Genomic DNA, 22,386 nt, shown 5'->3' on the forward strand with positions numbered 1-22,386 from the left:
ACACGGATTCCTGAAAAAAGGTGGTGAAATCTTTGGCCTCATTACGCGATATTAAGTCAAGGATCACGTCAACAAAAAAATCGAGTCAGATCACAAAAGCGATGCAAATGGTATCAGCTGCGAAACTGAATCGTGCTGAAAACAATGCGAAGTCCTTTGTTCCATACATGGAGAAAATCCAAGAAGTCGTTGCGGCAATCGCAACTGGAACAAGTGCTAAGCACCCAATGCTTCTTTCAAGACCTGTTAAGAAAACAGGGTATCTCGTCATTACATCTGATCGAGGACTTGCCGGACCTTTTAACAGCTCGGTTTTGCGTGCCGCTTACCAAACCATTCAATCTCGTCATCAGTCTGCTGATGAATATGCGGTGATTGTGATTGGTAAAATCGGACGCGACTTCTTCAAAAAGCGCGGTATTCCAGTGATCTCTGAAGTAACAGGGCTTGGAGACGAAGTAGCGTTTGCTGATATTAAAGAATTAGCAAGCAGTACAGTGCAAATGTTCTCTGATGAAGCGTTTGATGAGCTTTACATGTTCTATAACCATTTCGTCAGTGCCATTTCACAAGAAGTAACAGAGAAAAAATTATTGCCGCTAACGGACCTTTCAGCCGCAGCGACACCAAATAAACGTTCCGCATCTTATGAGTTTGAGCCTTCTGAAGAAGAAATTCTTGAAGTTCTCCTTCCTCAATATGCAGAGAGTTTGATTTTCGGTGCGCTTCTTGACAGCAAAGCAAGTGAACATGCTGCAAGAATGACAGCAATGAAGAGTGCAACAGACAACGCAAAAGAATTGATCGACAGCCTGACACTCTCTTACAACCGTGCTCGTCAAGCAGCGATTACACAAGAGATTACAGAAATTGTCGGCGGAGCAGCTGCCTTAGAATAGAAATAATTGTCAGGAGGGAATGCAATGAAAACAGGACGCATCAGTCAGATCATGGGACCAGTCGTAGACGTTCGTTTTGAAGACGGTCACTTGCCTGAGATTTATAATGCGATCAAAGTTTCGCATAAAGCGGAAAGCGAAAGTGAAGTTGATATCGACTTAACTTTAGAAGTAGCACTACATTTAGGTGATGATACAGTGAGAACCATCGCAATGGCATCAACAGACGGTGTGAAGCGCGGTATGGAAGCTGTAGACCTTGGAAAACCAATTTCAGTACCAGTTGGTAACGTAACACTTGGACGTGTATTCAACGTACTGGGAGATAACATTGACTTAGATGAGCCACTTGGTGTGGAAGCTCAAAGAGATCCAATCCACAGACAAGCGCCTTCTTTTGATCAACTTTCTACAGAAGTTGAAATTCTTGAAACAGGTATCAAAGTTGTAGACCTTCTTGCTCCTTACATCAAGGGTGGAAAGATCGGTCTATTCGGTGGAGCCGGTGTAGGTAAAACCGTTCTGATTCAAGAATTGATCAACAACATCGCACAAGAACACGGCGGTATTTCTGTATTTGCTGGTGTTGGAGAGCGTACACGTGAAGGAAATGACCTTTACTACGAAATGAAAGATTCTGGCGTTATCGAAAAAACAGCGATGGTCTTCGGCCAAATGAACGAGCCACCAGGTGCACGTATGCGTGTAGCTCTAACTGGTTTGACAATGGCAGAGCATTTCCGTGATGAACAAGGTCAAGACGTATTGTTCTTCATCGATAACATCTATCGTTTTACACAAGCAGGTTCTGAAGTATCAGCCCTTCTTGGACGTATGCCTTCAGCGGTAGGTTATCAGCCAACCCTTGCAACAGAAATGGGTCAGCTTCAAGAGCGTATCACGTCTACAAACGTAGGATCGGTTACATCGATTCAAGCGATCTATGTACCTGCGGATGACTATACAGATCCAGCTCCAGCTACAACGTTCGCTCACCTTGATGCAACGACAAACCTAGAGCGTAAGCTGACAGAAATGGGGATTTACCCAGCGGTAGATCCACTTGCATCAACATCTCGTGCCCTTGCACCTGAGATTGTTGGCGAAGAGCATTATGCCATTGCGCGTGAAGTTCAGCAAACATTACAGCGTTATAAAGAATTGCAAGATATCATTGCCATTTTAGGTATGGATGAATTATCTGAGGACGATAAGCTTGTGGTACACAGAGCTCGTCGTGTTCAATTCTTCCTATCTCAAAACTTCCACGTAGCAGAACAGTTCACTGGCCAAAAAGGTTCTTATGTGCCATTGAAAGAAACTGTTAAAGGCTTCAAGGAAATCCTATCTGGTAAATACGATCACCTTCCAGAAGATGCATTCCGCTTAGTCGGCCGCATTGAAGAAGTGGTTGAAAAAGCCAAAGAGATGGGTGTAGAGGCCTAATCTGGTCCTTAGGAGGGTAAAAGCATGAAGACCGTTCAAGTCAATATCGTTACTCCCGACGGCCCAGTGTATGAAGCGGATGTGGAAATGGTCAGTGTAAGAGCAGAAAGCGGTGAGCTTGGTATTTTAGCTGGCCACGTTCCAATGGTTGCTCCGCTAAAAATCGGTGCAGTTCGCTTAAAACATAGTGGATCAACTGAATTGGTTGCAGTCAGCGGCGGCTTTGTAGAAGTTCGCCCTGAAAAAGTAACCATTCTTGCTCAAGCTGCTGAAACATCAGACAAAGTTGATGTAGAACGTGCTAAATCAGCAAAACAGCGTGCTGAAGAGCATTTGAACCACCCGAATGAAAGTGATGTACGCCGGGCGGAACTCGCATTAAAACGGGCGTTAAACCGTTTAAATGTAGCAGGGAAATAAAACAGAAAATCCTTCTTATCATTGTGATAAGAAGGATTTTTTTAAGAGTTACATGAGAGACTGATACATCGACACATAAGGATGAGATGCTTGCTTTTCAAGATATAAGTGCTCGCAAAATGCGGGACTATGCCATGTCTTATTGTCTCGGCGCAAGCCGAGGGTATATTGATGCGGAGAGTCCATATAAGGCCGCACCACCCAGTCAGCATCCGAATGATGCCTGATGACAACCTCTCCCATATACACACTCATCATCGCTTCCAATGCATCAATTGGCATTTTCCACTCAGCAAAAAGCTGCTGGGTAAACGCATCGAAGTATAATGATTCTAACTGATACAGGCTGTCCTCAGAATAATCTAAAGAAATGTGATGAAAATGACACAATTGGGCTAATTCTTCTAGCTGTGTCTGTCTATAATCAAAGTAGAAAGCAATGGCCTCCCATTCATGATCAAATGAGGGAACCTGTTCTCCGTACAAATCAACAAAGTCAGGAAAAGAATCTTTCAATCTGTTCAGCTCCTTCCACACGCAGTATATCATCTCCTTCGTATCAGAATAAGAGGGGATTTACACTAAATGTAGCTCTTTTTTCCAAATGATTCATCTTTCCGATTTTAGCGGATATAATGAAAGGGAGTTTTCCTTTACAGAAATAAATAAAAGGAGGATTCAACTGTATGGAAGACGTAGGACAACAAGCAATTGTCAGTATTGTGATCCACTTATTTTTTATCGCCATTACGTGGTGGGCATTGCTTGCCGTGAATATCGATCCACTGATTAAAAAAGGAAAAATCGTTCAAGCAAGGTTGTTGATGATGCTAATCACCATTGCCATTGCATCGGCAGTCAGCAATTTCTTCCTTGATTATTTAAATTTCTCCAGACAAATCCCTTATATGTTTTAACAAAAAAGGTTTGATCGCAACCTTCTGCGGGAACGTAAAAAGAAGTGTCAAAAGGATGGTCTTTGATGACTTTTCCACGTATGCATTTATCTCCTTGCGGCAACACTTGTAGCAAGGGGGAATGACAAATGAGAAAGTATTTGAAGGGTTGGCCATTATTTGCGTTTATTCTTTTTTTTGTTCTAATGATTCAAGGTGTGCGTGCGGAAGAAACGTCTCCGCTCGCCCAAATAGCAGAAGGTCTGAAAAACCAGCAAATCGAAGTGGATGGATGGACCCTTCATGCCAAAACAAATGTAGATATTTCATCCAAACAATTTTCAAATAAAGTGAAACGTTTGAAAGACGAACTACGACAATATGAGTGGACCGAAAAAAAAGAGAAACATGTCACCAAAGTCACAGGTATTTACAAAGATGAAAAAAATGATACATTTTCGAAAATTTTACTCGTGAAGACCGACACAAAATCCAATCAAAAGTCGTATTTATTATATGAGCAAAAAGGTGCTCGTCCACTGAATACCTGGGAGCATACATATGATCAGTTCGTACGTCATGCAAAAAGCATATTACAAGAAAAAATTGTGATTTTTACTTGTCTTAATGGTCATGTAAATGGTATGATGGATGTTGTTTTGCAAAAAAAAGCTAAAATGATAGCAAATGAATTTCAAGCAAAACCAGTTGAGTATCTCGTTGAGTCTAATTTTGTGTCGCTTTCCGCTTACACAGAGAAGTGGGAACAGTTCATTATGACTTCAAATGATAAAATGAATGTTCAAATTGCCATCAGAAGTTCGGAAATGAACGAAAATCATACGATTACGGTTGGCACACCAATCGTAACGACTGAATATTAATATAGAGAATTTGGGACGCGGAGGGGAAGACCTTGGAAAAAATCATCGTCCGCGGCGGTCAAAAGTTAAACGGCACAGTTAAAGTAGAAGGCGCAAAAAATGCCGTTTTACCAGTTATCGCTGCATCTTTGTTAGCAAGTACAGAAAAAAGCGTAATTTGTGATGTACCTACGCTCTCCGATGTATATACAATCAATGAAGTGTTACGTCATTTAGGAGCAGAAGTACATTTTGAAAATAACGAAGTATCAGTAGATGCATCTCATGCACTAGAAACTGAGGCTCCGTTTGAGTATGTGCGTAAAATGCGAGCATCTGTGCTCGTCATGGGACCACTTTTAGCTAGAACAGGTCATGCAAGGGTTGCATTACCTGGAGGCTGCGCAATTGGTTCAAGACCAATTGATCAGCATTTAAAAGGCTTCGAAGCAATGGGAGCTAAAATTCAAGTAGGTAATGGATTCATCGAGGCTGAAGTAAAAGGCCGTCTAAAAGGTGCAAAAATTTATTTGGATTTCCCAAGTGTAGGTGCAACTGAAAACATCATCATGGCAGCAGCATTAGCTGAAGGAACAACCATTTTAGAGAACGTAGCAAAAGAACCTGAAATTGTTGATTTGGCAAACTACATTAATGCCATGGGCGGTAAGATTCGCGGGGCTGGTACTGGTACAATCAAAATTGAAGGTGTGGAAACACTTCACGGTGCAAAACACACCATCATTCCTGACCGAATTGAAGCGGGTACTTTCATGGTGGCAGCAGCCATTACAGAAGGAAATGTCCTTGTGAAAGGCGCAGTTCCGGAACACCTGACTTCACTTATTGCAAAAATGGAAGAAATGGGTATTCAGATCATTGAAGAAGAAGAAGGTTTAAGAGTCATTGGACCATCTGAGCTCAAGCCAATCGATCTAAAAACAATGCCGCATCCTGGGTTCCCAACGGATATGCAGTCTCAGATGATGGCGCTATTGCTTCGTGCGAACGGAACAAGCATGATCACAGAAACTGTGTTTGAAAATCGTTTTATGCACGCTGAAGAATTCCGCCGCATGAATGGCGATATTAAAATTGAGGGTCGCTCTGTGATTATCAATGGGCCGGTTCAACTTCAAGGTGCTGAAGTTTCAGCGACTGATTTAAGAGCAGGAGCAGCACTTGTACTTGCTGGATTAGTGGCAGAAGGTCATACACGCGTCACTGAATTGAAGCATATTGACCGTGGATATGTGAACTTCCACCAAAAGCTTGCAGCAATCGGTGCAGACATTGAAAGAGTAAATGATGAATCAGCAGATGTGACACAAGAACAAGTTGTGTCAGATCTAAACGCGTAATAAACAAATCAGTGTGTCCATTTGGGCATGCTGATTTTTTTTAGAATCATAGAGTGTTTTATTTTTAAAAGCTTATCATTAGTGTATCCAATCATCTTAAATTTTATTCATAAAGACGAACAGTAAAATCAAATGATGAAGAGCACCAGCATATCACCAAAAGACTTGTCCAATGAATGAAAGAAGCTGTCATATTAGCTTGTCCTTGTCCATAGGATAAAAGAGATTCAATGACAAATGGGGGCAGCCAAATATGAAACCAATGATATGGACAATCGCAGGAATATGCATCATCATTTTAATGATTCCAACCTTACTCGTGTTGCCGACGTTCCAAGGAAAACCAACGGCCAGCCAACACGTAGCAGCAGAACCATCAGCAAAAAAAGAAGTGAAAGGTTCAGTCAAATTGAAGCAATCACCCGTCTCCATTCCAGTCTATCGTTCAGCGCATCAACAGGTAGAAAACATCCCCTTAGAAGAGTATGTGATCGGTGTCGTCGCTTCGGAAATGCCAGCTGATTTTGAAATCGAGGCACTCAAAGCACAGGCACTCGCCGCTAGAACGTATATCGTCAGACAAATGATCATCGACAAGACCGTAAAATCGCCAAAAGGCTCTCTTGTAGATGACACACAAATGTTCCAGGTCTACAAAAATAAACAGGAACTGAAGAAAATTTGGGGGGAAGCGTACAATTGGAAATTAAAAAAGATCACAGAAGCCGTCGCCAGCACACAAGGGAAAGTGCTGACTTATGATGAAAAACCAATTGATGCTTCTTTCTTTTCAACAAGTAACGGGAAAACTGAAAATGCAGAATCCTATTGGAAAAACGAAATCCCATATTTGAAAAGTGTTTCAAGCAAATGGGACGAAAAATCACCCAAATTTCAAAACAAGCAAATCATCACAGTTAGTGAATTTCAGCAAAAACTGGGTGTAACCCTCAATCAGCAGCATCAGGTGGGAGAGATTGTAGAACGGACACCAGGAAATCAAGTAGCCAAAGCAGTCATAAACGGGAAAACACTGACAGGCAGAGATATTCGTGAATCACTAGGGCTGCATTCTGCGGACTTTACATGGGAACGAAAAGGCCAGCAAATTGTGATTACGACAAAAGGATATGGCCATGGTGTGGGAATGAGTCAGTATGGTGCACATTATATGGCCCAGTCAGGCAAAAAAGTAGATGAGATCGTGAAACATTATTATAAAGGAATTCAAATTGAATCAGCTGATCGCTTTCTCAACACATATATGGCTAAGAAATAAAGGAAAAGGTGCCTCAAAATGGGGCATCTTTTTTTGTTTTCAAAGAGGTTTGAACAGAATGTGTCAAATTGTGACTTAAGGCGCAGGTCAGGAAATCTTAAACATTTATGTCCCGACAAGAACCGATGGCCGATACAAAGTCCCTCGAAAGAAAGAGAAAACAAAGAGAAAAAGGAAGCGTTAGGTGAAAATATCTAGACATCTGACAGAATTTTAGTGATTTTGATGAAAGAGAAAAAGGGATCGAGTCCTATACCATTCCAAGTGAGAATAATTTACGATTAAGATGTTTCAATCAAATACATAAGGAGGAAGGAAAAGCATGATGAAAAAAGTATTTACACTCGTAGCCTTAGCTGTATTGACATTATCAATGTCAATCTCTTCACCAGTATTTGCAGAAGCAACAGCAGCCAAAAAACATAAGAAAGATGTAAGAGTGACAATTTTACTTGATGCCAGTGGAAGCATGGCAAGAAAAGTAGAAGGAGAGCGCAAATTTGATCTAGCAAAACAAGAGGTATTCAAATTTGCTCAATCACTTCCGAAAAACGCGAAAATCCGTATGAGCTTGTTTGGTTCTGAAGGAAACAACAAAAACTCAGGTAAAGCTCAATCATGTGAAGTCATTAGAGGCGTTTACGGCGTTCAACCTTATGAAAAGGAAAGCTTCGAAAACTCTCTAAACGGTCTTGGACCAAATGGCTGGACACCGATTGCACGTGCTCTTGAAAGTGCAAAGCAAACGGATAAGCAGCTTCATAATGGAACAAAACATATTGTGTACTTAATTACTGATGGTGAAGAAACTTGTGGCGGAGATCCAGTGAAAGTAGCAAAAGATTTGCATAACTCAAAAGGATCTACTGTGGTCAATGTAATCGGATTAGACTTTAACGATGGCTATGAAGGCCAATTGAAGGAAGTAGCCAAAGCTGGTAAAGGCTCTTACTACCAAGCAAGCACTGGCAAAGAAATGGGTTCTATCTTTACAGCAGAATCATTAAAACTACACGAATAAACTTGCTGAAGAAAAGGGAAACGATTGATTGATGCTTTCGTTTCTCTTTTTCTGTACAAATGAAAAAAGGGAGGTTTTTTATTGATGAAAAGAAATATTGTATTAACCATCTTAGCTAGTCTTGTCCTGCTTCTTTCTTCACCTGCTCATGCTATAACGAAAAAGGAGCCGGCTCATGTGGTGATTTTACTTGATTTAAGTGGCAGTATGGCACAATCGGTTGAAGGCGAAAAGAAAATTGATATCGCAAAACGTTCGATTCAAAGCTTCGCAAGTCTTTTATCAGAAGATACGCAAGTCCTGCTTCGTGTTTTTGGTCATGAAGGAACCAATAAAAATGCAGGAAAAGCCGTTTCTTGTGAAAGTTCTGAAGCAGTTTATGGGTTTGGAACCTATGAGGAATCAACCTTTCAACAAGCGCTGAATGTGTATGGTCCAACAGGCTGGACACCACTTGCAAAAGCATTAACTGATACGAAACAAGATTTTAAAGATCACCAAGCTGAGGGAAAAAATATTGTATATGTTGTCAGTGATGGTGAAGAAACTTGTGGCGGGAGCCCATCACAAGCAGCAAAGCAATTACATGAAGAAGGTATTGATACAATCGTCAATATCATTGGCTTCGATGTAAATCAAAAAGAAGCAAAAAGTCTAAAATCTGTTGCAAAAGCTGGCGGTGGACAATATCAACCAGCAGCAAATGCAGAAGAATTGAATCACATTCTTCAAAAAGAAGCGAGCTCTTTTGGCCAGTAGGATGTGAATATGCAGCTGGGGAGACAAACCCCCAGCTGTTTTTTTAGTTGAAGATCAATTTAAAGTCGTTTCTAATTCATCAATTCGTTTCTCCACGTAGTGCTGATCTTTTCTTGCATGAAAGGTTTCGGCTTTTTCTAATATTGCAGTGGTATTATATTCTGGAATCTGTGAATAGCTTTCATAAACTCCTTTTGGTATTAAAACGTTCCCTTCAGGCCAATAAACAGCAATATTTCCACGTTTCAGATCTCCGAATTGAGCAACTCCTTGATAGGACCCATATTGATTAAAAAGGACAACTGGATCTCCTTCATTGATATAAAGCTCTTTTGCATCTTCCTCGTTCAACAAGATAGAATGCCGCTTTCCGCCATTAAAGGCATCCTTTTCACTGTAAATCATTGAGTTGAATTGCTTACCTCGTCTTGTCGTGATGTTGAAATGCCCCTCCGTTTTCCGATATTGAGGCAGCTGGGCAGGCAGAAGGTGTCCTTTGCCATCCGGTGTTGGACACACGCCATCTTCGCAAAGCCAAGCGCCTCCCCATTGAAAGACGTCCCCTTTATGACGCAAATGCTGTATGCCATCATAGTTTCGATTTGCGATGGCGATCTCACGACGAATGGCTTCAGCATTCTCAAAATGAATCAGCTCGGCATCTTTTGGACGAACCCTTTTCGCAAGATCAATATAAATGTCCCATTCAGCTCTGGCTTCTTCAATACGAGGTCCTTCAATTTCCGGGCTGAAATACACCATGCGCTCCGTACTAGTTGATGTACCTCCGCCTGGCTGTTCATATCGTGTCATAGCAGGCAGAACAATCACGGTATCTTCTGCTTCTACGAGTGTAGAGGTGTTCAAAATAATATCTTGATGGACACGGAGTTCAAGCTCAGATAATGCCTTTTCAATCGCTTCTGGATTTGGCATCGTTTCTAAAAAGTTTCCACCGCTAGTAAACAGCATCTTGAGCTTTTGCGGGTGTTCTTTTGGAAGAGTCATTTTCTCAAATGATTGACCAATGGTGTCACCATGCCATTTTGGAATGTCGAATCCCCATATCTTCTCAATTCTTTCAATATTCTCTTCATCAAAATCACTGCCTGGCAACACGAATGGATCGGCGCCCATTTCTCCTGAACCTTGGACGCCGCTATGTCCGCGAATAGGCATGACACCACAATGCTTTCTGCCAATAAATCCACGTAACATGGCAAGATTTGCGACTTGTGATATATTATCAGTTGCAAAACGATGCTGGGTGAGGCCCATACTCCAAATAAAAACACCTGAATTGGCATTGGCAAGAAGTACAGCAAATTCCTTCATTCTTTCCTTAGATAAGCCTGATGATGCTTCTAGATCCTCCCATTTCAACTGATCGACATGTTGCTTTAAATCCTGTATGCCGGTTGTATGTGCTTGAATAAATTCATGGTCAAGAGCGGAATGAGGAGCATGCTCCTCCATGTCAAACCAATGTTTGATGATGCCATTCATAAACGCAATATCGCCGCCTATATTGACTTGGTAAAAATCATCAGCTATTTTTGTGCCGAATAATGCACTCTCTGGAATAGAGGGAACCCAGTACTTTTCCATCGCAGGCTCTTTATATGGATTGATGACAATAATTTTAGTCCCTTTCTTTTTAGCGGCGTACATATATTTAGTAGAAACAGGCTGATTGTTTGCTGCGACAGAGCCCCAAAAAATCAATACATCCGTTCCAATCCAATCACTGTAATTACAGCTGGAGGCACCTATACCAAGAGAACGCTTAAGAGCGGTTTTGCTAGGTGAATGACAAATGCGAGAAGCATTATCGATATGATTTGTTCCTATAAATCGTGCAACCTTTGCCGCAGTATAATACACTTCATTTGTAATCCCTCTTGCGGTTAAATAGAAAGCGAGCTGCTGTTTATCAATTGAGTTGATTTTAGCTGCAATCTGATCTAATGCATCATCCCAAGAAATACGTGTAAAGGCATTATCACCTTTTTTTCGAATCAATGGATAGGGAATACGCCCAAGTTTACGAAGTGCGGTGCTGTCCATTTGCTTTAGCTGATGAATATCTTCGAACCATTTCGGGTCAATAGCTGGCATTGTGTTAAGACGAAGCACATTAAGCCTTGTGGTGCATATATGGGGCCCTGCAAGTGTCTGATCGTATAAACCTGATACACCAAGTGCACAGCCGTCACAAACGCCCTGTGTTAAAATACGGTATGCATAGGGGAGGTTATCTTTGTTCTCCCATGCCACCTTCATCGTATCTCGAATGTGTTTCGGTTTAACTTTTCCAAGCCCCATAGGAGCAAAAGAAGCCCATAGCTTTGGTGAGGGTTTTTTGCTAAGTTTAATAGGCCCCTTGTGTTTTGTTTTCCCCATGATATCATCACCCTCCGATTACCTTTTAATGCGTTTTCATATCTAAAAATTACCTGTAGAATGTGATTCTGTCAAATTCAAATTACGGACGGGCTGTGACAGAAGAAGTGGCAGTAAGATTTGATTCTCTAAGTTGTTTAATATCCCTCCGAATGAGAAGAGATATGATAAAAGCAATGAAAAATAAGCCGGAAAACACCATGAGACTTTGTGTGTAATTGCCTGTTATATCTCGAATGAAGGACGAAAATAAAGGTCCTGCTAAACCAGCAGCGGCCCAAGCGGTGAGAATATAACCGTGTATGGCACCAAGCTGCTTCGTACCAAATAAATCTCCAATATAGGCTGGAATTGAGGCAAATCCTCCACCATAGCACGTATAAATGATCGCCATCACAATTGAAAAGATGAGCGGTTCTTTTAAGTATGGAAGTAAGGGAAAAGCAATGAGCTGAATACTAAAGAAAATTGTATACGTATTTGGTCTCCCGATATAATCAGAGAACGAAGCCCAGCCGATTCGTCCCAGCCCATTAAAAGCACCTAAAATACCAACAAGAGTAGCTGCAGCGCCTGCGGTGAAGCCAACACTTTCTTGAGCAAGCGGCGACGCTACTGAAATAATGGCAATTCCGCACGTGATATTGATAAAGAGCATAAGCCACAAATAATAAAAGCGCCGTGTTTTGATCGCTTCATTTGCTGTGAGCTGTGATAAATCTTGAGGAATTTTTTTTCGACTAGTTTTCAACACGTCAAATTGTTTGACGTCATCGGGCGTGGGTGGTGATAAATAAAGAGATGAGATGACCATGATGATAAAATAAGAGATTCCAAGAATATAGAAGGTATTTGCTATATCAACTTTTTCAATGAGATATTGAATAATTGGACTGCAAATAAGAGAAGCAAAACCAAAACCCATAATGGCTAAACCGGTTGCGAGTCCTCTTCGATCCGGAAACCATTTGACTAATGTTGATACAGGAGCAATATAACCTACACCTAATCCTATCCCAGCGAGTACACCATAAAATAAGTAGAGGAGAGGTAATGAAGACATGTGGACAGCAAACCCTGATCCAGTCATTCCAATACCGAAGAAAATAGCTGAAAAGAGCCCCGATGCCCTTGGACCATACTTTTCAACGAAATGTCCCATGAAAGCAGCCGATAAGCCTAAAAATAAAATGGCAATGCTAAATGTAAGGCTTATTTCTGTTAATGACCACTGAAAGGTTTGATGTAAAGGATTCGTAAAAACACTCCATGCATAAACAGATCCAATAGATAAATGAATTCCCACAGCACTTGTAGCGATGAGCCAACGATTTTTTGATTTGTTCATTGTGTTCCCCCCATATAAAGCAATCAAAAAGTTTGATAAGATAGAAATATGTTACATTTTTATGACTTTTTAAAATAATATCACAATTTGACTGGTTCATATAACTAAATTTGTGTTGAAAGGAAGATCAGTCATGAATCCTTCTGTTAAAAAGAAACGAGTCATTCAACAATATCGCGACGGTCAATTTACCTGCAGAACAGATGAAGTTGTAGAAGAATTTCCTTTAACTGTGCTGGTGAATGGCGAAGAGTTTGTAACACTCGTTTGTTCCCCAGATCATTTGAAAGAATTGGTTATCGGTTTTTTAGCCTCAGAAGGAGTTATTCGATTTGAAAAAGAGATTAAAAGGTTTACAATAGATGAAAGTATGGGTTTTGCATATGTTGATTTACATCACTCAAGTCATTTTCATTCATCAGACTTTACCAAACGAGTGATTGGATCTTGCTGTGGGAAGGGAAGGCACTTTTATTTTCTTCAAGATGTGAAAACGGCAAAAACAGCGATTGATCGAATCAACATTCCTGCTGAAACCTGTATTCATTTAATGAAATGTTTACAAGAGGAAAGCCAATTATTTCAACATACTGGCGGTGTGCATAATGCGGGACTGTGTGACACAGAAAAGCTATTCATTACTAGAACGGATATAGGACGACATAATGCTTTGGATAAAATCTATGGATATTGTTTACTTCACCGAATCCCACTGAGAGATAAAATCCTTGTATTTAGCGGCCGCATTTCGTCTGAAGTTTTGTTGAAGGCAGCAAAATTAGGAGTATCGATTGTGATATCAAAATCAGCTCCTACTGAGCTAGCGCTGAAAATGGCAGAAGAATTAAATATAACAACAGTTGGATTCGTTAGAGGAGAATCTTTTAATATCTATACTCATCACCAGCGTATTACAGAATAGGAGGCAAAGTATGGGCAGTATTTTGGATAAAAGACATCGACCATTGCGCGATTTAAGAATATCGGTAACTGATCGCTGTAACTTTAGATGTACGTACTGTATGCCTGCTGAAATCTTTGGACCAGATTATCCTTTTTTGAATAAGGAAGAGCTGCTTAGCTTCGAAGAAATTGAACGACTTGCTACCCTTTTTGCAAAGGAATTAGGTGTGGTGAAATTACGTATTACGGGCGGAGAGCCTTTAATGCGTAAAGATTTGCCCATCTTGATCGAAAAGCTTGCAAAAATTCCAGGTATTGAAGACATCGCTATGACGACTAATGGAACGCTTTTACCTTTATACGCTGATAAGCTAAAGAAAGCAGGTCTTCACAGAGTCACCATTAGTTTAGATTCTTTAAACCCAGACCGTTTTAAGCAGATGAATGGAAGACAAATTTCCATCCAAAAAGTGTTTGATGGAATTGAGGCTGCAAAAAAAGCTGGACTTGCCATTAAGATCAATATGGTTGTCCAAAAAGGTGTGAATGATCAAGATATCTTACCAATGGCAGCCTATTTTAAAAAAGAAGGACACATTCTACGATTTATTGAATTTATGGATGTTGGCAATACGAATAAATGGAACCTAAAGCATGTGCTGACGAAAAAAGAAATGATAGAGCTGATTCATTCAAAATATCCTATCAAACCAAAACCCCCTCGGTATAAAGGTGAAGTAGCCAATCGTTATTTTTATGAGGATGGTTCAGGAGAGATTGGCATTATCTCTTCTGTTTCAGATGCTTTTTGTGGATCGTGTAATAGAGCTAGACTATCTGCACGTGGCGAATTATTCACCTGTCTCTTTGCGTCATCTGGTTTTGATCTGAGACGAATCATTCGTACGACAGAAGATGATCAATATCTAGTGAACACATTGAAGGAATTATGGTCAAACAGACATGATCAATATTCAGCTGAGAGAGAACAGAAGAAAGATCAGAAAAAAGTTGAGATGTCCTACATCGGTGGGTAGTGACAACAAAGTATCATGAACATTGATTTTTGAAAAGCAGAGAAAATGTCATAATCATTTGTTGGAAATCTCATTTTAAAAAACAGGACAAGTTATCTTATAAGTCCATCAGCATAAAAAAACAGCAGAGATTCTGCTGTTTTTTAAAATGCAATTTTTCACCTCGAAAATGGAGAGGTAAGGTTGGAAAAGAGGTTTTTATTCATTTTGTGCTGCTTTACTTTGACAGGAACTATGATAAGATCGAATCAATCTTTACCAACTTGATTTTTTCACTCCGGGGATCTGTCCTTTATGGGCAAGCTCACGAAAAGCAATTCGAGACATTTTAAATTTTCTCAAGTAACCTCTAGGACGGCCCGTTAATTCACAGCGATTTTTTAAGCGAGTGGGGGAAGAGTCTCTAGGTAATTTCTGCAAAGCTTCATAGTCACCTTTTTCTTTCAACTCTTTTCTTAATTCTGCATATTTCAAAACAAGCTGCTGCCGTTTTTTTTCTTTTGCTATTTTTGATTTCTTTGCCACTTAAAACCCTCCTGGTTTAATTGTGTATTTTCCATTGAAAGGGGTCTTCAAACGTTGTCCAGTCTTGATCAAATTCTTCAGGTGTAAGTAGGCATTGATCTAGTGTACGAATCATATCTGCTTTAGGTAAATCTACACCGATAAAAACAAGTTTTGTATGTCGATCACCAAACTCTGCGTCCCACTCATCTAGAATTTCTGGTTCCTGATTTAAAACGCGTGCTCTTTCTTGCTCCGGCAAGGCAGCAATCCAGTATGCAATGGGTTCAATCGCAACGGATTTCCCGGCTTGTGAAATTAAAATGGTTAAATCATGGTGCGTAGCTAGCCATGCAAATCCTTTAGCACGAACGATCTGCTCCGGCATATGATCTAACCATGTATTCAGCCTGCCAGTATGGAAAGGGAGCCTTCTTTCATAAACAAATGATGAGATTCGGTATTCTTCTGTTTCGGGCGTGTGCTGAGAATGTCCAGCATTGATTTCTTTTATCCAGCCTGCAGAAGCACTTGATTTTTCAAAATCGAATAAACCAGTATTCAAAATGTCACTTGGCTGTATATTACCTTTTGAGGTTCTAATAATAGTTGCTTCTGGTTGAAGTGTGGTCAGTACATGCTCCAGTCGATCTAGTTCTGCTACTGATACAAGATCACATTTATTGATAATCAGCACGTTACAAAATTCAATCTGATCAATAAGTAAATCGGAAATTTCTCGTTCATCATCATCGGAAACAGCTTCCTTGCGATCCAATAAACTTTCTCCTGATTGGAAATCAGTCCAGAAACGGTTTGCATCTACCACTGTTACCATCGTGTCTAGCCTGCAAAAGCGTGTCAAATCTATGCCCATTTCTTCATCAATGTAAGAGAAAGTTTGAGCGACAGGGATTGGTTCACTAATACCTGTAGACTCAATGACAATATAGTCTATATTACCAGCTTTACAAAGACGCTCTACCTCAATTAATAAATCCTCTCTCAATGTGCAGCAAATACACCCATTAGAGAGTTCAACAAGTTTTTCATCTGATCGAGAGAGCTCGCCGCCTTGCTTGACTAATTCCGCATCAATATTAATTTCGCTCATGTCATTTACAATAACAGCTACTTTTAGCCCTTTACGGTTCTGAAGAACATGATTTAATATCGTTGTTTTTCCAGCTCCTAAAAAGCCGCTTAATACTGTGACAGGTATTCTCTTATTCATTGGTTTTTGTCCTTTTTGAAAACGATCATTTTGTTTTCCGCCTCACTTAAAAAGTAATTATTACGATTTAAATTGTGAAAAATCATTTTGTTTCTCTATGAAGTGTATATTTCTTTAATCGTGGAGAATATTTTTTTAACTCCAATCGGTCTGGATTCGTTCGTTTATTTTTTGTTGTGATATAGTTTCTGTCACCTGTTTCAGTACAGGCTAAGGTGATTTTCACGCGCATAAGTGATATGATCCTCCTTTAATTCGTAATGGTTACGATTTGTATTTTAAAATGATAAAGGTTGATTGTCAAGCTAAGTATCATGATCAATGCCAAATTGCAAAACAAAAGGAGTATCAAATTGAATTGATACCCCTCTTCATTAATAAAAGTCTCCGAGTTCTTCTTCATAATGATCATCGTACTGTTGAACATCACTAGGAAAATCTTGGAGAAAGGCTAATCCACCTAGTATAAACATCAAAATGATAGCGATGAACGAGAGAATAACTGCGGCAATACTTGAAATGGCAAACAGTGTCTGCATTTTCATCATTTTAGCATATTGTTCTAATAGTTCTTCGTAAGAAGTATCAGGCGCTTGAATCAATTGTTCAGCTGCTTTCACAGATTTTTGAACATGAACGCCCATCATAATGAGAAAAACGCCAACGGCAGCAGGAAGAACTAACCAAAATCCTATAAGGATAGACAGCCCGCCCGAGATATAGAGAAAGATGCTGCCAACCTTTCCCCACTTTGTTATTGAATGAAGAGACTGAATGATTTTCTCAGTTTGTTGCAATTGTGTTCACTCCTTTATGTATTCACTCTCTATCATACTTGACCCAGCAGTACTTTAGGAAGAGCGAATGTTGAACAATAGCCTTTTTTTTCTATCTTTACTCATCTATTTATGGATAAATAAATTATTTCTGAATAAGAAAAAGGTAATAAATACTAGATTTTTTAAATTAAAATTATGTCATAAATTAGAATAATAGTTAAAAATAATTAGTAAAATTATCAAAATATGTTGTTAGTTGTATTTTAATTGGTTATTATTGTGTTGTAATACCATAAAAATTGGAAGGTGGAATTTGTATGTTAGATCGTTTTTTAAACAAAATGACCAATGTTCAACCTGCAGCTGCTCGATGTATTTTGCAAAGATTGGTGACTTCTTGTCAATCAGCACCAACTTGTTTCCTTCAAGGCGTTGGAACTTTCCGTTACTATGTGGATCGTGACACAGGTGAGATTTGTACTAGCCAAGAACGCGTTAAATGTGGCTGCTAAATTTAAGTATTTCACTTATTAGGATGTGAACGCATTGAGCATATCTTCAATTTCATTCGTAACAAATGCTACTATGCAGACGTCGGTTAGCCGTCAAGCGGGCCAAACATCAAATTCTTTTTTAACCCAAGCAGCGCAAATTGTTCAAGGTGACCACTCTCCAGAAGAGAGAAAGGCATTATTTCAACAACTGGCTTTGGTTCAGCAAGGAAAAGATTTAGAGCTTCATGTGTCTAAATTAAAGGAACTAGAGAAAGAGGTTCAAAAAGAGGGGTCTTCTTCGTCCGTTACTGTGAATCTGCATGGTGATCAAGTTGACATTTCAAATGAAGCTCGCAGTGAGTTTGAACAAGCTGAGGAACAAGTATCCGCTTCAAGCGAAGCTAGTGAAATGGCTGCGGAGGAAAAAGAAAAGGATGTTCAGCCAACACCAAAATAATAAAAAATGAGGCGTGTTTGATATTCTTCACATGCCTCATTTATCTTTAGTTTGCAGGCCGCCTTGAATAAAGACCATCTGGAAAAGGTGCTGCATATGAGATTGTTTCATCATCTTCTACCATGATGTAATATGGAAACTCTTGGATTTGAAATGCGTCTATTATTTGTTCGCCCACTGGGATTATTCGCATGTTAGTTTGGTTATCACGATATAATTCTTGATCTTCTTTTTGTCCATTCTTCAACAAGATACTAAATGAGATGTTTAATTTACGCTGCTTTTTCGTTTCTAGGAATTGTTCAAGTGATGGGATGCAGTGCGGGCATGCTGTGTCAGTGAAAATCAGTAATTGCTGCTTGCTATTTGTTTGCAGCAGATCATGCATTTGAATGGGTGATGGTTGTTCGAGAAGCGGATGCGCAAGTTTTTGTCCAATATGTTCGTTCGGTAAGATGATAAGCTGCATCTGCTGTTTTAAATAGATGATGATTCCGACAGTGAATAAAAGGGTGCAAAGTATCAGAGCGATTTGTAAAAGAAAGATTGAATTCATTGCATATCGTCCTCTCAATGTGAAGTTGCGCAAAGCTATCATAATACAAATATCAAAAATATGTCAATTATACTAAATGGTGTAAGGTGGAGCGTTTGATGAGTACAGTGAACCATTGTTTATATGCAATCTCCTATACTTGGAAAAAAAGTCGTTCATATCTTCTTTTAACCTTGTTGATTCAAGTGATCGTTGGTTTTATGCCTTTGGCTAGTGTCTGGATTATTCAAACATTGATTAATGAAATTATTTTATTTATGACGTCTTCAGGTGACATCCAAAAGGTTTTGTGGTTATTTGGACTGCAAATGGTCATTGTGATTTTAGGATATGGGCTTCAGTTCATTCTTCAGCTTAGTCAGCAGAGAGCGACAAATTTGATTGGTCTGAATTTGAAGGGTGAATTGCTTCAAAAAGCGATAAGGCTCCCGTTTATTACGTTTGAACACCCATCTTTTTATAATGAAAGTCAACGTGTGATGAACAGTCATCAGCATGTTCTCAGTATGGTCAGAAGTATTTTTACAATCATGAGCGCGTTGATTACTGTTGTATCACTTCTTATCTATATGGTGGGTATTCACTGGGGCTTGGCGGCCATTTTGTTCGTGTTTACCTTGCCTGTATTGTGGATTGAGCTTTTCTTTGGAGGTGCGCGTTATCGTTTAAACCGTCTGTTAACTGCTAATGATCGACGAGAAATGTATGTGTCCGATCTTGTAGCGCAACGAGATTCTCTAAAAGAAATACGTTTATATGGAATAGGGAATTATCTGCTTCAAAAGTGGAAAGGTCATTATGTCAAAAGTGCAGATGAGAAATATAAATTGCTGAAACGGCAAGTTCGCTGGGAGATGGCAGGCGGGTTGCTCATGACATTTGCCTATATGTGCTGTGGGCTTTTGATTGTCTATCTTATTTTTCAAAAAAGATTAGAAGCCGGGACATTTGTCGCAGTGCTGCAAGCTGTACAGAACATTCAAAGTGGTTTTCAAGATTTAACGAGGGAATGTTCTAGTTTATATGAGACGAGCCTTTATGTTGATGAAATGAGATCATTCCAAAAGAGGGAAGAGGAACATCATGAACAGGCAGAAGAGGCAGCATCGCTTCGGAGAATTGATCATATCCAGTCCATCACACTAGAAAATCTTTCTTTTACTTATCCAAATATGAAAAAGCCTGCTATTGAGCGTATATACTTTCATATGAATAAAGGTGAACGCCTTGCATTAGTAGGGGATAACGGTTCTGGTAAAACCACTTTAATCAAATGTTTAACCGGATTATACGATCCAGATCAGCCGAATATGCACAAAGTCAATGGTGAATCTATTTCGACTATTAATAAAAAGACATATCACGATAGAATGGCAGTTCTGTTTCAAGATTTTATGAAGTACGAATTCACTGTGAAAGAAAACATAGGGTTTGGTCGTATCAATGATATAGATGATGAAGAGCGGTTGATGTCAGCTGCCCGGCAAGCAGGGATAGAGAAAAGAATTAATCAAATGGAAGACACATATGATGCGCAACTTGGTCGTTTTTTTGAAGAAGGGCAGGAACTGTCTGGCGGACAATGGCAAAAGCTTGCGATGGCGAGAACCTTTTTTAGAGAAAGTGATTTTATCATTTTAGATGAACCGACTTCTGCTCTTGATCCATTTTCGGAGATTTCACTCATCCGTAAGCTATTCGATCACACGCAGAATCAAGGTGTTTTGTTTATTACACATCGTATGGGAGCGGCCCGCTTAGCAGACCGTATCATCGTCATGAAAGATGGTGCTTTCATTGAAGAAGGGAACCATGATGAACTGATGGCGTTACAAGGTGAGTACAAAAGGCTTTACGAGGCACAATCTCAACTATTCCAACAAAAGGAGATGGTGTAAGGTGAGTGTCTTTTATTTCATAGGTGTCTATTTACTAGGAATCATTTTTGCAGGTGCATGGCTCGATAAAGTAAGAAAGCAGACAGCACATGTGCAGCAGATGAAGGCTTATCGTCTGCTACCGCCTTCTTTCGCAGGACCTATGTTTTATTTATTCTTGTTGATTGAATTGGTGTGTACGGTTCATTTGTTCATATGGAACATGTCTGTCGTACCTGCATTTGGGCTTACAGCCCTTTTATGTATCTATACTGGAGCGGTCACGTTCAATTTGTTAAGAGGGCATCATGATATTTCATGCGGCTGTGGAGGGCTTCTTGAAAACGATCGCCTTCATTGGGGAATAGTGATCCGTAATCTGTTGATGCTTGCTCTTGTGGTTGGGTTATTTTATGTACACCCTTATGTAGATACGATGCCATGGCACTTAAACATCATTTGTTTTCTCATTGCAGCAGCTGTCTGTTTCATCATAGCGCTCAGTCAAGAAATCATGCTGTTCAAGCGAAAGTGGATCAATCAATTCGATATTGAAAATGAATCAATGATAGAAGGAGATAAAATGAAATGAAGGATATTCTATTAATCATTGTGTTATTGATTGTCATTGCTCAGCTGGCGGTGGTGTTTCTGCTTGCCCGTTTTATCGGAAGGTTTATGAATAAAATAAAATCCTTTGATGGGATTGAATTGAAGGAAGCGGATGTTGGTGAGCCGGCGCCGTTATTTCGAAGCTATACGCATGAAGGCGAAAAGGTGATGTTAAAGGAATATTTGCAACATGGGAAAGGCGTGATGCTGTTCTTTGTGAATTCTACCTGTATGACGTGTAAAAGCATTTTAGCTGATATGCAGCACTCATTTTCACGTGATGATGTTCATGTCATTTTTATAAATGGCGATGAACAAGCGGATGACGATTCGCTGCTACAATTGCTGCCTGCACAAGCCGTATATATACGTTCTTCACAAATGGTGGAGCTGTATGGGGTAACGGTTGTCCCGCAAGCGATTCTCATTGATGAACAAGGAATCATTTTGCAAAGGAAATCGCTTAAGAATGCAAAACAATTTGAACAGCTCTTACAAGCCTCATAAAAAAGCGTCTCTTTCTTTAAGAGACGCTCCAGCGTGTAGACAAACCCTCGCATTCTTTGTCAGTCCTGCGCTCGGTGCTCACGAATGTCAAATTCGCTTTGCGTTAGTAACTCGTCCTTCCTAGACTTCAAGGGCGTTCCATCACGCTTGAAAAGAAGAGCTGAAATAAAGATCATTTTCGCTCGTTTATAATTCTTTTCCTAATATATCTAAATCGTACCTGTTACCGTCCATTTCTGCGATGCGCGGTAAGTGTCCCCATGTCTCAAAGCCGTGTTTTTTAAATAATCGAATGCTGGCTTCGTTGTGGCCGAAAATAAAGGCAAGTAATGTTCGGATGCCTAATGAGGGCGCCAATTCGATGGCTTCTTGTAAGAAAAGAGAGCCTAAACCTTTTCCGCGATAGTCTTGGTTCAAGTATATACTCATTTCAACGGTTCCGTTGTATGCGGGTCTGCCGTAAAACGTTTCAAAGCTGAGCCAGCCGTAGATATTGCCTGCTTCATCTGTTTTCACATAGAGAGGTCTTTTCTCTGAATGATTTAAAAACCATTGCCGGCGGTCCTCAACTGTAACAGGTTCTGTATCGGCTGTAACTTCTCTTGAAGCAATCGTTGAATTGTAAATATCGACAATCGCTTTGAGGTCATCTTCTGTTGCAATGCGGTTGAAAGTTTTCACAATAAAGTCCTCCACCTTTTTTCATTCATCATACATATTATTGATGTGAT

The 22,386-nt window shown here is 39.8% G+C and carries 24 protein-coding genes; 15 read left to right on the forward strand and 9 right to left on the reverse strand.

The window, feature by feature from the left end; genetic code table 11:
* The first annotated feature begins 32 nt into the window (after nucleotides 1–32).
* From BK049_RS10255 to BK049_RS10265, 3 genes are read left to right on the forward strand one after another with little or no spacing between them, the layout of a single operon-like run.
* A complete protein-coding gene (locus BK049_RS10255) occupies nucleotides 33–899 on the forward strand; it encodes a F0F1 ATP synthase subunit gamma (RefSeq protein ID WP_008354930.1) in 867 nt (288 codons plus the stop codon).
* Nucleotides 900–923: 24 nt separating this feature from the next.
* Nucleotides 924–2,345 (forward strand): F0F1 ATP synthase subunit beta, encoded by a 1,422-nt coding sequence (gene atpD / locus BK049_RS10260; protein WP_008354929.1) that lies wholly within the window; start codon nucleotides 924–926, stop codon nucleotides 2,343–2,345.
* A gap of 24 nt (nucleotides 2,346–2,369) precedes the next feature.
* A complete protein-coding gene (locus BK049_RS10265; protein WP_008354926.1) occupies nucleotides 2,370–2,765 on the forward strand; it encodes a F0F1 ATP synthase subunit epsilon in 396 nt (131 codons plus the stop codon).
* 48 nt (nucleotides 2,766–2,813) lie between these two features.
* Here the strand turns inward: BK049_RS10265 and BK049_RS10270 are convergent, their stop codons facing one another.
* Nucleotides 2,814–3,281: a hypothetical protein gene (locus tag BK049_RS10270; RefSeq protein WP_071169217.1), complete on the reverse strand. Its 468-nt coding sequence runs from the start codon at nucleotides 3,279–3,281 to the stop codon at nucleotides 2,814–2,816.
* 170 nt (nucleotides 3,282–3,451) lie between these two features.
* Here BK049_RS10270 and BK049_RS10275 point away from each other — a divergent pair, with 170 nt between their 5' ends.
* The 6 genes from BK049_RS10275 to BK049_RS10300 all read left to right on the forward strand — a co-directional run bounded on the left by BK049_RS10275 (nucleotide 3,452) and on the right by BK049_RS10300 (nucleotide 8,944).
* On the forward strand, nucleotides 3,452–3,682 hold the full coding sequence (locus BK049_RS10275) for a DUF1146 family protein (protein ID WP_008354922.1): 231 nt from the start codon (nucleotides 3,452–3,454) through the stop codon (nucleotides 3,680–3,682).
* 128 nt (nucleotides 3,683–3,810) lie between these two features.
* On the forward strand, nucleotides 3,811–4,545 hold the full coding sequence (locus BK049_RS10280; RefSeq protein ID WP_008354921.1) for a YwmB family TATA-box binding protein: 735 nt from the start codon (nucleotides 3,811–3,813) through the stop codon (nucleotides 4,543–4,545).
* 32 nt (nucleotides 4,546–4,577) lie between these two features.
* Nucleotides 4,578–5,885 carry a UDP-N-acetylglucosamine 1-carboxyvinyltransferase gene (murA, locus tag BK049_RS10285; RefSeq protein ID WP_008354919.1) on the forward strand — a complete coding sequence of 436 codons (1,308 nt, stop codon included), beginning with the start codon at nucleotides 4,578–4,580 and terminating at the stop codon, nucleotides 5,883–5,885.
* 253 nt (nucleotides 5,886–6,138) lie between these two features.
* Nucleotides 6,139–7,164, forward strand: coding sequence for a stage II sporulation protein D (spoIID, locus tag BK049_RS10290; RefSeq protein WP_071168441.1), 1,026 nt, complete (start codon nucleotides 6,139–6,141; stop codon nucleotides 7,162–7,164).
* Between the two features lie 325 nt (nucleotides 7,165–7,489).
* A complete protein-coding gene (locus BK049_RS10295) occupies nucleotides 7,490–8,185 on the forward strand; it encodes a VWA domain-containing protein (RefSeq protein WP_034738196.1) in 696 nt (231 codons plus the stop codon).
* An 84-nt stretch (nucleotides 8,186–8,269) separates the two neighbouring features.
* Nucleotides 8,270–8,944: a VWA domain-containing protein gene (locus BK049_RS10300; RefSeq protein WP_071168442.1), complete on the forward strand. Its 675-nt coding sequence runs from the start codon at nucleotides 8,270–8,272 to the stop codon at nucleotides 8,942–8,944.
* A 54-nt stretch (nucleotides 8,945–8,998) separates the two neighbouring features.
* Here the strand turns inward: BK049_RS10300 and BK049_RS10305 are convergent, their stop codons facing one another.
* Together BK049_RS10305 and BK049_RS10310 are read right to left on the reverse strand one after the other, a co-directional pair.
* Nucleotides 8,999–11,347, reverse strand: coding sequence for an FdhF/YdeP family oxidoreductase (locus BK049_RS10305; RefSeq protein WP_071168443.1), 2,349 nt, complete (start codon nucleotides 11,345–11,347; stop codon nucleotides 8,999–9,001).
* 82 nt (nucleotides 11,348–11,429) lie between these two features.
* Nucleotides 11,430–12,695 carry an L-lactate MFS transporter gene (locus tag BK049_RS10310; protein WP_008354906.1) on the reverse strand — a complete coding sequence of 422 codons (1,266 nt, stop codon included), beginning with the start codon at nucleotides 12,693–12,695 and terminating at the stop codon, nucleotides 11,430–11,432.
* Between the two features lie 133 nt (nucleotides 12,696–12,828).
* Here BK049_RS10310 and fdhD point away from each other — a divergent pair, with 133 nt between their 5' ends.
* Both fdhD and moaA read left to right on the forward strand, forming a co-directional pair.
* Entirely contained in the window at nucleotides 12,829–13,617 is a 789-nt protein-coding gene (gene fdhD, locus BK049_RS10315) for a formate dehydrogenase accessory sulfurtransferase FdhD (RefSeq protein ID WP_008354904.1), read from the forward strand.
* 10 nt (nucleotides 13,618–13,627) lie between these two features.
* Nucleotides 13,628–14,635 carry a GTP 3',8-cyclase MoaA gene (gene moaA, locus BK049_RS10320; protein ID WP_034738170.1) on the forward strand — a complete coding sequence of 336 codons (1,008 nt, stop codon included), beginning with the start codon at nucleotides 13,628–13,630 and terminating at the stop codon, nucleotides 14,633–14,635.
* A 255-nt stretch (nucleotides 14,636–14,890) separates the two neighbouring features.
* Here moaA and rpsN read toward each other — a convergent pair whose 3' ends face one another.
* From rpsN to BK049_RS10340, 4 genes are all read right to left on the reverse strand, one after another.
* Nucleotides 14,891–15,160, reverse strand: coding sequence for a 30S ribosomal protein S14 (gene rpsN / locus BK049_RS10325; protein ID WP_008354900.1), 270 nt, complete (start codon nucleotides 15,158–15,160; stop codon nucleotides 14,891–14,893).
* A 16-nt stretch (nucleotides 15,161–15,176) separates the two neighbouring features.
* Nucleotides 15,177–16,373: a GTP-binding protein gene (locus BK049_RS10330; RefSeq protein WP_008354898.1), complete on the reverse strand. Its 1,197-nt coding sequence runs from the start codon at nucleotides 16,371–16,373 to the stop codon at nucleotides 15,177–15,179.
* Nucleotides 16,374–16,455: 82 nt separating this feature from the next.
* Nucleotides 16,456–16,605: a 50S ribosomal protein L33 gene (gene rpmG, locus BK049_RS10335; protein ID WP_003214771.1), complete on the reverse strand. Its 150-nt coding sequence runs from the start codon at nucleotides 16,603–16,605 to the stop codon at nucleotides 16,456–16,458.
* Between the two features lie 142 nt (nucleotides 16,606–16,747).
* Nucleotides 16,748–17,170 (reverse strand): DUF5362 family protein, encoded by a 423-nt coding sequence (locus BK049_RS10340; RefSeq protein ID WP_071168444.1) that lies wholly within the window; start codon nucleotides 17,168–17,170, stop codon nucleotides 16,748–16,750.
* 528 nt (nucleotides 17,171–17,698) lie between these two features.
* Here BK049_RS10340 and BK049_RS10345 point away from each other — a divergent pair.
* Entirely contained in the window at nucleotides 17,699–18,103 is a 405-nt protein-coding gene (locus tag BK049_RS10345; protein WP_071168445.1) for a hypothetical protein, read from the forward strand.
* Nucleotides 18,104–18,149: 46 nt separating this feature from the next.
* On the opposite strand, the gene BK049_RS10350 is transcribed toward BK049_RS10345, so the two are convergent.
* A complete protein-coding gene (locus tag BK049_RS10350) occupies nucleotides 18,150–18,659 on the reverse strand; it encodes a thiol:disulfide interchange protein (protein ID WP_071168446.1) in 510 nt (169 codons plus the stop codon).
* A 98-nt stretch (nucleotides 18,660–18,757) separates the two neighbouring features.
* Between BK049_RS10350 and BK049_RS10355 the strand changes: the two genes are divergently transcribed.
* From BK049_RS10355 to BK049_RS10365, 3 genes are read left to right on the forward strand one after another with little or no spacing between them, the layout of a single operon-like run.
* A complete protein-coding gene (locus BK049_RS10355) occupies nucleotides 18,758–20,557 on the forward strand; it encodes an ABC transporter ATP-binding protein (protein ID WP_071168447.1) in 1,800 nt (599 codons plus the stop codon).
* Nucleotide 20,558: 1 nt separating this feature from the next.
* Nucleotides 20,559–21,128: a MauE/DoxX family redox-associated membrane protein gene (locus BK049_RS10360; RefSeq protein ID WP_008354886.1), complete on the forward strand. Its 570-nt coding sequence runs from the start codon at nucleotides 20,559–20,561 to the stop codon at nucleotides 21,126–21,128.
* Entirely contained in the window at nucleotides 21,125–21,655 is a 531-nt protein-coding gene (locus BK049_RS10365) for a TlpA family protein disulfide reductase (protein WP_071168448.1), read from the forward strand. The genes BK049_RS10360 and BK049_RS10365 overlap by 4 nt, the downstream gene beginning before the upstream one ends.
* Before the next feature lie 186 nt (nucleotides 21,656–21,841).
* Here the strand turns inward: BK049_RS10365 and BK049_RS10370 are convergent, their stop codons facing one another.
* Nucleotides 21,842–22,339, reverse strand: a complete 498-nt coding sequence (locus tag BK049_RS10370) for a GNAT family N-acetyltransferase (RefSeq protein WP_034738194.1) — start codon at nucleotides 22,337–22,339, stop codon at nucleotides 21,842–21,844.
* Nucleotides 22,340–22,386: the final 47 nt, after the last annotated feature.

The organism is Bacillus xiamenensis (genome assembly GCF_001857925.1).
In the GTDB taxonomy this organism is placed as follows: domain Bacteria; phylum Bacillota; class Bacilli; order Bacillales; family Bacillaceae; genus Bacillus; species Bacillus xiamenensis.

Excerpts from the sequence above, each read along its gene's own strand:
- BK049_RS10265 (WP_008354926.1), top strand. The coding sequence starts at position 2,370 with ATGAAGACCGTTCAAGTCAATATCGTTACTCCCGACGGCCCAGTGTAT.
- BK049_RS10355 (WP_071168447.1), top strand. The coding sequence starts at position 18,758 with ATGAGTACAGTGAACCATTGTTTATATGCAATCTCCTATACTTGGAAA.
- BK049_RS10275 (WP_008354922.1), top strand. The coding sequence starts at position 3,452 with ATGGAAGACGTAGGACAACAAGCAATTGTCAGTATTGTGATCCACTTA.
- atpD (WP_008354929.1), top strand. The coding sequence starts at position 924 with ATGAAAACAGGACGCATCAGTCAGATCATGGGACCAGTCGTAGACGTT.
- BK049_RS10305 (WP_071168443.1), bottom strand. The coding sequence starts at position 11,347 with ATGGGGAAAACAAAACACAAGGGGCCTATTAAACTTAGCAAAAAACCC.
- spoIID (WP_071168441.1), top strand. The coding sequence starts at position 6,139 with ATGAAACCAATGATATGGACAATCGCAGGAATATGCATCATCATTTTA.
- BK049_RS10365 (WP_071168448.1), top strand. The coding sequence starts at position 21,125 with ATGAAGGATATTCTATTAATCATTGTGTTATTGATTGTCATTGCTCAG.
- BK049_RS10330 (WP_008354898.1), bottom strand. The coding sequence starts at position 16,373 with ATGAATAAGAGAATACCTGTCACAGTATTAAGCGGCTTTTTAGGAGCT.
- moaA (WP_034738170.1), top strand. The coding sequence starts at position 13,628 with ATGGGCAGTATTTTGGATAAAAGACATCGACCATTGCGCGATTTAAGA.
- fdhD (WP_008354904.1), top strand. The coding sequence starts at position 12,829 with ATGAATCCTTCTGTTAAAAAGAAACGAGTCATTCAACAATATCGCGAC.
- BK049_RS10350 (WP_071168446.1), bottom strand. The coding sequence starts at position 18,659 with ATGAATTCAATCTTTCTTTTACAAATCGCTCTGATACTTTGCACCCTT.
- BK049_RS10280 (WP_008354921.1), top strand. The coding sequence starts at position 3,811 with ATGAGAAAGTATTTGAAGGGTTGGCCATTATTTGCGTTTATTCTTTTT.
- BK049_RS10295 (WP_034738196.1), top strand. The coding sequence starts at position 7,490 with ATGAAAAAAGTATTTACACTCGTAGCCTTAGCTGTATTGACATTATCA.
- BK049_RS10300 (WP_071168442.1), top strand. The coding sequence starts at position 8,270 with ATGAAAAGAAATATTGTATTAACCATCTTAGCTAGTCTTGTCCTGCTT.
- rpmG (WP_003214771.1), bottom strand. The coding sequence starts at position 16,605 with ATGCGCGTGAAAATCACCTTAGCCTGTACTGAAACAGGTGACAGAAAC.
- BK049_RS10310 (WP_008354906.1), bottom strand. The coding sequence starts at position 12,695 with ATGAACAAATCAAAAAATCGTTGGCTCATCGCTACAAGTGCTGTGGGA.